The sequence below is a fragment of the Aliidiomarina sp. genome, assembly GCF_047920995.1.
Lineage (GTDB): Bacteria > Pseudomonadota > Gammaproteobacteria > Enterobacterales > Alteromonadaceae > Aliidiomarina.
The window spans coordinates 40,285-51,026 of the sequence record NZ_JBLRWZ010000020.1 but is presented as its reverse complement, the minus strand read 5'-3'; the positions used below and the strand labels follow the sequence as shown (position 1 = coordinate 51,026).

Below are 10,742 nucleotides of genomic sequence, written 5' to 3'. Positions count from 1 at the left end.
AGCGGAAACTGCGAAGAAGGTTGAAGAAGAAGCGAAGTTGCAGGCTGCGGAAGCTCGCCGTTTAGCGGAAGAGAACCAAGCGCGTTGGGAAGAAGAAGAAGCCCGCCGCAAGAAAGCTGAACTGGAAGATGTTCACTTTACTACCTCTACCACAGCGAAGTTTGCTGAAGAACAGCAAGACACTGAAGAAGAACGCCGTGGCCGCCGTACAGCGAAGAAAACTAAGCGTCGTGGCAAAGACGATGATAAAGATGATTCATCTCGTCGTGAACGCCGCCGTAAGGGCAGCAAGAAAGGCCCATCGAGCATGCAGCATGGCTTTAACAAGCCAGCAGCGCCTGTTGAGCGTATCGTGCGGATACCAGAAACGATTACCGTTGCTGAGCTATCAAGCCGGATGGCTGTAAAAGCTTCTGAAGTTATCAAAACCATGATGAAAATGGGTGAAATGGTAACCATCAACCAGGTACTTGACCAGGAAACTGCATCATTAGTGGTTGAAGAAATGGGCCATAAATTCACGATGGTTTCGGATAACGAACTTGAACAATCCGTATTAGGCGATCGTAGCGATGATGGTGAATTACAACCACGCGCACCGGTAGTTACTGTTATGGGTCACGTTGACCACGGTAAAACGTCGCTGCTTGATTATATTCGCAAAGCGAAAGTTGCTGATGGCGAAGCAGGTGGTATTACTCAGCATATTGGTGCGTATCACGTAGATACTGGCCATGGCATGATTACTTTCTTAGATACGCCAGGCCACGCTGCGTTTACCTCAATGCGGGCACGTGGTGCTAGCGCAACTGATGTGGTTATCTTAGTAGTAGCTGCAGATGATGGTGTAATGCCACAAACAATTGAAGCCGTTCAGCATGCGAAAGCAGCAAACGTGCCGATGATTGTTGCAGTGAATAAAATTGATAAGCCGGAAGCGGATCCTGATCGAGTTAAATCTGAACTTTCTCAACACGATGTTCTTTCTGAAGAATGGGGTGGTGATACACAGTTTGTACATGTATCAGCGAAAAGCGGTGAAAACATTGATTCGCTGCTAGAAGCAATCCTATTGCAAGCTGAATTACTTGATTTAAAAGCGCATGTTGATGGGATGGCCGCAGGCCTCGTAATTGAATCACGCCTAGATAAAGGCCGTGGCCCAGTTGCAACCGTTTTGGTACAAAGCGGTACCTTGAATCGTGGTGATATCGTGTTGTGTGGCTTAGAGTACGGACGTATTCGGGCGATGCGCAATGAATTAGGCCAAGAAGTTGATCAAGCAGGCCCTTCAATCCCAGTGGAAATACTTGGTTTATCCGGTGTTCCGCAGGCGGGTGATGAAGTTGCTGTAGTAAAAGATGAGCGTAAGGCCCGTGAAGTATCGAACTACCGCCAGGGCAAATATCGTGATGTGAAGCTGGCACGCCAGCAGAAAGCGAAGCTAGAAAACATGTTTAACAGCATGGAAGAAGGCGACGTATCGGATATGAACCTAGTGATTAAAGCTGATGTTCAGGGTTCTCTTGAAGCCATTAGTGAATCACTAAATAAACTATCTACCGATGAAGTAAAAGTGAATATTATTGGTAGCGGTGTTGGTGGTATTACAGAAACAGATATCAGCTTAGCTGGCGCATCGAACGCCATTGTAATTGGTTTTAATGTTCGAGCCGACGCCACAGCACGAAGAATTTCTGAGAACGAAAACATTGAGCTACGTTATTACAGCGTTATCTATGATGTAATCGATGAAGTTCGCCAAGCAATGACCGGTATGCTGGCTCCAGAGTTTAAGCAGCAGATTATTGGTTTAGCCGAAGTTCGTGATGTATTTAAATCACCGAAAATTGGCGCAATTGCAGGGTGTATGGTTACAGAGGGTATCGTGAAACGATCAGCGCCTATTCGTGTATTACGCGATAATGTTGTAATTTACGAAGGTGAGCTTGAATCTCTGCGTCGCTTTAAAGACGACGTGCAAGAAGTTCGCAATGGCATGGAATGTGGTATCGGTGTGAAAAACTACAACGATGTGCGTCCAGGAGACCAAATCGAAGTATTTGAAACCATTCAAGTTGAGCGTACTCTTTAAGTTAAATGTGAATCTCCCCAGCGCAAGCTGGGGAGTTTTCAGGAGTTTCAATGAAGAAAGAATATAATCGTACGGATCGCTTTTCGCAGCAAATGCAGCGTGAAATCGCCATGATTTTGCAACGCGAAATCAAAGACCCACGCGTGGTTATGCCAACCGTGAACGATGTGGAAGTATCCCGCGATCTTGCTTATGCAAAAGTGTTTGTTACCTTTTTGCAAGACGAAGAAGAGCAAGTGAAGGTAGCAGTACAAGTGTTGAACGATGCTTCAGGCTATATTCGCTCCTTATTGGGTAAGCGTATTAAATCGCGTATTACGCCCAACCTACGATTTGTTCACGATTACAGTTTATCGGAAGGTATTCGCATGGCGAAGCTAGTTCGAGAAGCGCGTGAGCAAGATGATAAGAAAAATAATCAAGACGATTAAATTTTTTAGGTGATTACGTGGCGCGGAAAACACGCGGCAGAGCAATTGATGGTGTAATTCTCGTTGATAAGCCTAGTGGTGAATCATCAAACCGCGTTCTGCAACAAGTGAAACGAATTTTTTATGCCCAGAAAGCCGGCCATACCGGCGCTCTGGACCCTCTTGCTACTGGCATGCTTCCTGTATGTTTAGGCGAATCAACTAAGTTTGCGCAGTTTTTGCTCGATGCGGATAAATCGTATCGTGTTGTTGCCGAGCTTGGTATTCGCACCAATACCAGCGACGCCGATGGCGAGGTAGTGGAAGAAAAACCAGTAACGATAAGTGCAGATGATGTAAATGCAGCTCTGAGTCAGTTTCGCGGTGCTATCAAGCAAGTTCCCTCTATGTTTTCAGCATTAAAGCATGCCGGGAAACCCTTGTATGATTACGCGCGCCGCGGCATTACCATTGAGCGAGAAGCACGGCCGGTTACTATTTATGAACTTACCGTAGTAGCTATCGATTTGCCGTTGGTTACACTAGATGTGCATTGTAGTAAAGGTACCTACATTCGCTCATTAGTAGATGACCTTGGCCAAGTATTGGGCTGTGGAGCCTACGTAAAGAGTTTGCATCGCACCGCGGTTGGCGAATATCCAGCAACAGAAATGCACAGCTTAGAATCGTTACAGGAATTGGTAACATCGCGAGTTACCCCAGAAGATTTCTCTTATCAAGAGCTTGATGCGCTATTGTTACCTATTGATGCGCCCGTTACTCAATTACCGCAAATTCTTGTTAGCCAAGCTATTGGCCATGGCTTTCTGCATGGTCAGCCGATACCGGCAGGCGCAACACCTGTGCATGCAGATAACCGTGAAGATTCGCAAGCCCCACTAGCGCGAATCCGTATTGCGGATAGCCAACAATTTGTTGGTGTAGGTGAACGCCGAGAGAATGGCGAATATTGGCCGAAAAGGGTGCTTACGCTCCCTAACGCGCAGTAATTAATCTTGTTTTTAAGAAGTTAAGTGCGTATAATCCGCGCTTCCCGTTGGGGCTGAATTAGTGATCGGCTCCGGCATCATTAAATTGGAGATATACAATGTCACTAAGTGCAGATGTAAAAGCTCAGATCGTAAAAGATTTCGCACGTGCAGAAGGCGATACAGGTTCACCTGAAGTTCAGGTAGCTTTATTAACCGCGCAAATTAACCATTTGCAAGGTCACTTCAAAAAGCACATTCACGACCATCACTCGCGTCGTGGTTTGTTGCGTATGGTAAGCCAACGTCGTAAATTGTTGGATTACCTTAAGCGTAAAAATGATGAGCGTTATTTAGAGCTTATCAAGCGTTTAGAATTGCGTCGTTAATAACACGCAAGCAAAGGGGCCACTAGGCCCCTTTGTTGTTTCTCAGAAGTGAAAAAATTCGGTATAATCAATCTCGAAAATTAGTAAGTAAGAGCAGGGCCCAGAAAAAGACAGGGCGAATTTAAGTAAGTTAAAGGAAAAACAAAACGTGAATCCAATTATTAAGCAATTTCAGTATGGCCAACACACCGTTACTTTAGAAACTGGTGCAATTGCACGCCAAGCAACCGGCGCAGTAATGGCTACTATGGATGACACAACAGTACTCGTGACCGTAGTGGGCAAAAGAGAAGCCCGTCCAGATGTTGATTTCTTCCCATTGACCGTAAATTACCAAGAGCGTACATACGCTGCGGGTAAAATTCCTGGTGGCTTCTTCAAACGTGAAGGCCGCCCATCAGAAGGCGAAACATTAATCTGCCGCTTAATCGATCGGCCGATTCGCCCGCTATTCCCAGAAGGGTTCTACAACGAAGTACAAATCATTGCTACCGTTGTATCGTTAAACCCAGATGTAAACCCGGATATCGTTGCCTTAATTGGTACCTCTGCAGCACTAGCTGTTTCAGGTATTCCGTTTAATGGCCCTATCGGTGCAGCACGCGTGGGTGTGATTAACAACGAATATGTATTGAACCCAACTAAAACCGAACTCGAAAGTTCAGATTTGGATTTGGTTGTTGCTGGTACTGAAGCTGCTGTATTAATGGTGGAATCAGAAGCTAACCTACTCAGTGAAGATGTAATGCTTGGTGCCGTGATGTATGGTCATGAGCAAATGCAGTCAGTGATTGGTGCGGTTAACGAATTCGCAGCGGAAGTGAATACGCCGAAATGGGATTGGGTGCCTGCACCTAAGAACGAACCGCTTATTGCTGAAATCAAAGAATTAGCCGAAGCAAAAATTGGTGAAGCCTACCGCATTACCGATAAAGCTGAACGTAAGGGTGCATTAAATCTAGCGCTAAGTGAAGTGGTTGCTGCATTACAAGAAAAACATGATGCGGTGAACGAAAAAGAAGTGCGTGATATTTTTCATGATTTAGAATCACATGTTGTGCGCAGTCGCATCACCGCCGGTGAGCCACGTATTGATGGCCGTGAACCGGATATGATTCGTGCTATTAGTGTTGGTACGGGCATTTTACCGCGTGTACATGGTTCTTCATTGTTTACTCGTGGTGAAACCCAAGCCATTGTAGCGGCAACTTTAGGTACTGAGCGCGATGCTCAGAACATTGATGAAATCATGGGTGCTCGCACCGATCGTTTCATGTTGCACTACAACTTTCCTCCGTACTGCGTAGGTGAAACTGGGTTTGTTGGTACGCCGAAGCGTCGTGAGATTGGCCACGGCCGTTTAGCGAAACGGGGTGTAATGGCAGTAATGCCAAATGCTGATGAATTCCCGTATACCGTGCGTGTGGTATCAGAAATTACTGAATCAAATGGCTCAAGCTCAATGGCTTCGGTTTGTGGTACTTCATTAGCCTTGATGGATGCTGGTGTACCGATTAAAGCCTCTGTTGCTGGTATTGCTATGGGATTGGTGAAAGAGGGCGATAAATTCGTAGTTCTTTCGGATATTTTAGGTGATGAAGATCACCTTGGTGATATGGATTTCAAAGTAGCAGGTAGCAAAGATGGCGTTACCGCATTACAAATGGATATCAAGATTGAAGGTATCACCAAAGACATTATGGAGCAGGCGTTGGCACAAGCTCGCGCGGCTCGCTTACACATTTTGTCGGTAATGGATGAAGCGATTAGCTCAGCACGTGATGACGTATCTGATTTTGCGCCACGCTTCCATATCATGAAGATTAATACTGATAAAATTCGTGATGTAATCGGTAAAGGCGGCGCCGTTATCCGTGAGCTTACTGAATCTACTGGTACTACTATTGAAATTGATGATGATGGCACAATTCGAATCGCTGCAACCGACGATGCTTCGGCACAAGCTGCTGTAAAACGTATTGAAGCCTTAACTGCAGAAGTTGAAGTAGGCCGTATTTACGAAGGTAAAGTAGCGCGTATCGTAGATTTCGGTGCGTTCGTTACCATTCTTCCTGGTAAAGATGGCTTGGTACACATTTCACAAATCAGCGACAAGCGCGTTGAAGATGTGAATGAGTACTTAACTGTTGGCCAATCAGTGCCAGTGAAAGTATTGGAAATCGATCGCCAAGGCCGTGTGCGTTTAAGTATGAAAGAAGCACAACCGGCTGAAGAAGCTGCAAGCAATGAAAGTAATGGCGAGTAATTTTACCTAAACTTTTCATTGTTGCATTTTAAAAGCCGCGGAATTCAAGTTCCGCGGCTTTTTTGTAACGAATATCTGTGGTGTAATGAATACCAGATAAATTATTGATTTTTTAATGGCATATGGCTGAGGTAAACACTGTGAATCGATTCTTGTTCGGTATAGTTATGAGTATAGGGCTAGTTACCGGGTGTAGCTCTTTACCAAGTGAAACCGGAAGCGACGAACCCGGTGTTACTCAACCTCGTGATCAACAAATGCTTGGAGCCAACGAAACGAATGATCCGCAACTGTTTTTAGTTGAACCTTTGCCCGCAGACCCAAATTTAGAAATTGAATTATTGCAGCTTACCGAAATTCTTTTCAGTACAGATTTAGATGATGATCAAAAGGCGCAGGTATTGCAGCGCCGCTCAGTGGTATACGATTTTCTTGGCTTAAAAACCTTAGCGTTGGTAGATGTAAATCAGGCATTAGAGTTAAAGCCAGATCTAGTAGAGGGCTACCATTCACAGGGTATTTATTATGCTGAGCGTGGTGAGTATGCTGGCGCATTTGAAGCTTTCGATAGCGTGATCGAGCTAAAGCCAAATCACGATTATGTATATTTAAATCGCGGGTTAGCAGCATATTACAATGGCCAATACAGCCTAGCGATGAGTGATTTTGCCGACCACTACTTTCAAGATACCAGCGATCCCTTTCGGGTGATGTGGTATTACTTTGCCGCCAAAGAAGTAGATTCAGGGCGGGCAGAAGAGCAAATTCGTGAGCAGTGGCAGGATGCTGATGGTGATCATTGGGGACAAGCGATTTTGGCGTTTTTGGTGGGTGAAAAATCGAGTGAAGATTTAATTCACACCGCATTTGCAGGAAGCGAAGATCAGCAGCAATTAAATTATCGATTATGTGAAGCCTACTTCTATATGGGTAAAGTAGCAGCAATGAACAGCCAAAATTACGCTGCATTGAATTACTTTAAACTTACCTTATCAACCAATGTGTATGCATACCTTGAACACCGCTATGCGCGCTCAGAGATTTTGCGCTTGCGCGAAGCAATTCGTGCCGAAGAAGGTTAATGCGCGCTAGATTAGTGTGCGTATAAGGCTACTTGCATCGTTATGAAGAGAGTAAATCGTTCACTAACGTTTGTGTTGCTATTGGCGGTAGGGTGTATCGCGAGTGCCGGTAGATATGGTTATCTGCAAGCAGAAAGGCAAGCCTCGGTTAAGCAACAGATCAGGGTAGTTGCCAATGCTATACAAACCTCTAGCTATACGCCAATAATTTCCCTTTCCCCAGCAACGCAGTTACCTCAGTGCGTTGTAAAACTTCGTTTTCACGGCACCCAGGCGAGCTTGGAGCGTGCGCAATACTGGCTGCAGTTTATTGAACAGGATTTGCAGCTGGTAGACATGAGTACAGCATTGGTTTGTGGAGAGTTCACTACGCAATTCATTGGGATGGATGGGTGCAGTGAAGATAACGGCCGTGCATGGTGCCCACTTGCCCCTGTGTATGCGCAGCGAGATGCAGCAGGTTCAGCAATAGTGGATATTGTGATTACCCCAAGTGGCTTAGCTAACACTCGCAATGGTGTGGTGTTTTTACATGAGCAGGCAAGTGCATTGGTGCTTCGGCATGAGTTGGGGCACGCACTAGGATTTGCCGATGAATATAGCATGCTCCCAGAGTTAGCCACTCAGTTTTGTGCTGGTGAGTTTGATTTTCGGCCCTTGAATATGGTGATTACGCAGAATGATTGGGTTACCAATGCGGAATATAAAAAGCTTACCCGCCAATTACCTTGGCAACGCTACATTGAGCAAGAACTAGGAGTGTTGGAGCCAAGTGGTATTTGGCGGCTTGGTTCGCAGAATAAAGAAAAAGTAGGTTTATTTGCCGCAGAAACCTGCGCAGGTACGGGATATTATGCGTGGAAGCCGCTAGCGCAAAAAACCTTTATGCAACAGCATGAAATAGGTGAAGTACCTGAGCTGTATTTACAGCTTATTCAGCAGAGCTTAGCAGGAAGTTTATAGCAGGCTTATAGAAAATATGTAGCGCCCATACAACAGTAATGCTGCACGGGCGGCTACAGAATAGGCATCAGTTACTCAGCACTGGTATCCGCATTCTTTACGAACTCATCTAACCATTCCACAGTTTCGTGGAGCATGTGTAACACAGATTCACGGGCACGGTAGCCGTGTGATTCCAGTGGCAACATAACCAAGCGAATAACACCACCATTGCCTTTCACTGCTTGATATAACCGTTCACTTTGCATTGGGAAAGTGCCCGAGTTGTTATCGTCTGTGCCGTGAATGAGCAGTAACGGTGTTTTTATTTGGTGAGCTGAAAAGAACGGCGACATGCGCTGATACAATTCTGGATCATCCCAAATAGTGCGCTCTTCCCGTTGGAAGCCAAACGGGGTTAACGAACGGTTATATGCGCCGCTGCGCGCGATACCAGCTTTAAATAGATCAGAATGCGCCAACACATTAGCCGTCATGAATGCGCCGTAAGAGTGGCCACCAAGAGCAAAGCGCTCACGATCACTCACACCAAGCTCAACGCCGAAATTAATTACCGCTTCACTGTTCAGCACTAGCTGCTCAATAAAGGTATCGTTTGGCAGCTGATCTCCTTCACCAACGATAGGCATAGTGGCACTATCGAATACTGCATAACCTTGAGTGGCTAAGAATTGCGGGTTCCAATAACTAATCCGGTTAAAGCGGTACGGTGAGCCACTTACTTGCGCTGCAGCCGCTGCACTGCGGTATTCACGCGGGTATGCCCATACGATGGTAGGTAGCGGGCCATCGCGCTCACTATCGTAGCCTGCAGGTAAAAATAGCGTTGCCGACATGGGTAAGCCATCCGCACGTTCATAGTTTACGAGCTCACGGCTAATATCCAAGGTTTGTGGCATTGGGTGCGGCGTATCGGTAAGTGCAGTTAAAGAATCATTGCCGATATCACGAATGTAAAAATCTGGTGGTGAATCTACACTTTCACGCTGAGTTAAAAATACTAACCCGGCACTATCGATCACACTGCGAGGTTGTTCGTAGTAAGGTGATTCAGAGCGCCATAGCCGCTCAGTTTCACCAGTATAGAGATTGAAACGATCAATAAATGGGCGATCGCCATCATCAGAAGCACCGCGGCCACTGAGTAAAACATTCTGACCATCTAAAATAAGTACACGGCGGCCATTCTCTAGCTGTGTAGTGAAGGGTGTGCCCGGATCGTTGTAGCTATCTTCATATGAACGATCCCATACTAATTGTGGTTCAGCATCACTATCTGGGCTGATACGCCATAAACGTTCGTTACGGTCTGCCCAAAAACGTTCCCACACCAGGGCGGTTTCGCCATCGGCTGCTAGTAAACGGCTAAAACGGAAGCTTAGATCTAACAGTTTCTTTGGCTCAGCGGTAAATGGTGCTGCTAATTGGAACACTTGATCGCGAACTTCAGTTTCAACCCGAGGATCGCCGCCATCAGCTGCTAATGCCCATATTAAAGTAGCATCAGCATCATTTCGCCAGTTAATGCTGCGGCGGTTTGGTACGGTTGCATCAAAGCCAATTGGCAGGTTATCCGCAAGCTCTTGTTCAACCACGGTGTAAACACGTTCGCCACGCTTGTTCCAAACAGCTGTAGTGCGTGCGAAACGGAACTGTGGCACTGCATATGAGTATGGCTTATCTAGGTTAGTAACCAGCAGATACTCACTACTTGGAGAAAGGCTGATGTTATTGATTACTGCTGGGCTACCAAGGTTTTCAACGCGCCCACGAGCATTTACGCGGGCTACTTGGCTAGTGAAGTAATAATCAAACAGCGCCTCATCGTGGCTATCAGACAATAGATCTTGATAGGTACGAGCAGGCGCCGAGCGGCCACGTGATTCGGTAACAACTGGCCCAGCTGGAACACGGCTGCGCGTTGGCGCTTCGCCGCGTTTGCTATCTACCGTTAGGGTATACAACGATTGGCTATCATGTGCCCATTCTAATTGTGCGCCCCAAACTGCATTTAGGCTACTGCGGCCCCAGCGTTCAGCACGGCCACGTTCAACATCAATACGCCATAATTGTGTTTCATTCGCCTGCATTTGGGCGAAGGCGATGTAGCGGCTATTCGGCGACCAAGAAACGCTAATGGCGCGCAAATCGCGGGGTAGGCCACGAATATTACGCTCTTCACCGGTATCTACATCCAATAAGCGGAAGCCGGAAATATAACGGGCTTGAGCCGTTGTTTGGTTGTCTGGGTTAATACGCATGCCTGCTAAACGATATTCTGCGGCAGCTAAATCGGTAAGGGTTGGTAGCGCAGGATAATCTAGCGCTAATAGTAAAGAGCCATTTGGGCTCATGCTGGCACCAGGCGCCGGTGCTGCATCAACAATATCTATAATATCTTGAGTAGGCTCAAGATATCCTGTTTTTACTGGGTTTGCCCACGCGTTGCTACTAACTAGTACGCAAAGCGAAAGCACGATGAGTAAAAAGCGCATGCTATTCTCCGTAAGATGCTTGGCAGCCAAGCTGCCAATGATAAAAATATAAA

The 10,742-nt window shown here is 46.2% G+C and carries 8 protein-coding genes; 7 read left to right on the top strand and 1 reads right to left on the bottom strand.

What is annotated here, in order from left to right; translation table 11 throughout:
- From infB to ACNA7P_RS07095, 7 genes are all read left to right on the top strand, one after another.
- A partial coding sequence (infB, locus tag ACNA7P_RS07125; RefSeq protein WP_416257931.1) for a translation initiation factor IF-2 occupies positions 1 to 2,095 on the top strand: 2,095 nt, incomplete at its 5' end.
- 50 nt (positions 2,096 to 2,145) lie between these two features.
- The gene (rbfA, locus tag ACNA7P_RS07120) at positions 2,146 to 2,526 is read left to right on the top strand and encodes a 30S ribosome-binding factor RbfA (RefSeq protein ID WP_416257930.1); all 381 of its coding nucleotides are present in this window, start codon (positions 2,146 to 2,148) and stop codon (positions 2,524 to 2,526) included.
- 17 nt (positions 2,527 to 2,543) lie between these two features.
- A complete protein-coding gene (truB, locus tag ACNA7P_RS07115; protein WP_416257929.1) occupies positions 2,544 to 3,515 on the top strand; it encodes a tRNA pseudouridine(55) synthase TruB in 972 nt (323 codons plus the stop codon).
- Between the two features lie 98 nt (positions 3,516 to 3,613).
- Positions 3,614 to 3,883, top strand: coding sequence for a 30S ribosomal protein S15 (rpsO, locus tag ACNA7P_RS07110; RefSeq protein WP_416257928.1), 270 nt, complete (start codon positions 3,614 to 3,616; stop codon positions 3,881 to 3,883).
- A gap of 148 nt (positions 3,884 to 4,031) precedes the next feature.
- Entirely contained in the window at positions 4,032 to 6,149 is a 2,118-nt protein-coding gene (gene pnp / locus ACNA7P_RS07105; RefSeq protein ID WP_416257927.1) for a polyribonucleotide nucleotidyltransferase, read from the top strand.
- Between the two features lie 167 nt (positions 6,150 to 6,316).
- On the top strand, positions 6,317 to 7,231 hold the full coding sequence (nlpI, locus tag ACNA7P_RS07100; protein ID WP_416257926.1) for a lipoprotein NlpI: 915 nt from the start codon (positions 6,317 to 6,319) through the stop codon (positions 7,229 to 7,231).
- Positions 7,232 to 7,273: 42 nt separating this feature from the next.
- Entirely contained in the window at positions 7,274 to 8,194 is a 921-nt protein-coding gene (locus ACNA7P_RS07095) for a hypothetical protein (RefSeq protein ID WP_416257925.1), read from the top strand.
- A gap of 71 nt (positions 8,195 to 8,265) precedes the next feature.
- Here ACNA7P_RS07095 and ACNA7P_RS07090 read toward each other — a convergent pair whose 3' ends face one another.
- Positions 8,266 to 10,689, bottom strand: coding sequence for a S9 family peptidase (locus ACNA7P_RS07090; protein ID WP_416257924.1), 2,424 nt, complete (start codon positions 10,687 to 10,689; stop codon positions 8,266 to 8,268).
- Positions 10,690 to 10,742 lie beyond the last annotated feature (53 nt).

Excerpts from the sequence above, each read along its gene's own strand:
- rbfA (WP_416257930.1), top strand. The coding sequence starts at position 2,146 with ATGAAGAAAGAATATAATCGTACGGATCGCTTTTCGCAGCAAATGCAG.
- rpsO (WP_416257928.1), top strand. The coding sequence starts at position 3,614 with ATGTCACTAAGTGCAGATGTAAAAGCTCAGATCGTAAAAGATTTCGCA.
- ACNA7P_RS07095 (WP_416257925.1), top strand. The coding sequence starts at position 7,274 with ATGAAGAGAGTAAATCGTTCACTAACGTTTGTGTTGCTATTGGCGGTA.
- ACNA7P_RS07090 (WP_416257924.1), bottom strand. The coding sequence starts at position 10,689 with ATGCGCTTTTTACTCATCGTGCTTTCGCTTTGCGTACTAGTTAGTAGC.
- nlpI (WP_416257926.1), top strand. The coding sequence starts at position 6,317 with ATGAGTATAGGGCTAGTTACCGGGTGTAGCTCTTTACCAAGTGAAACC.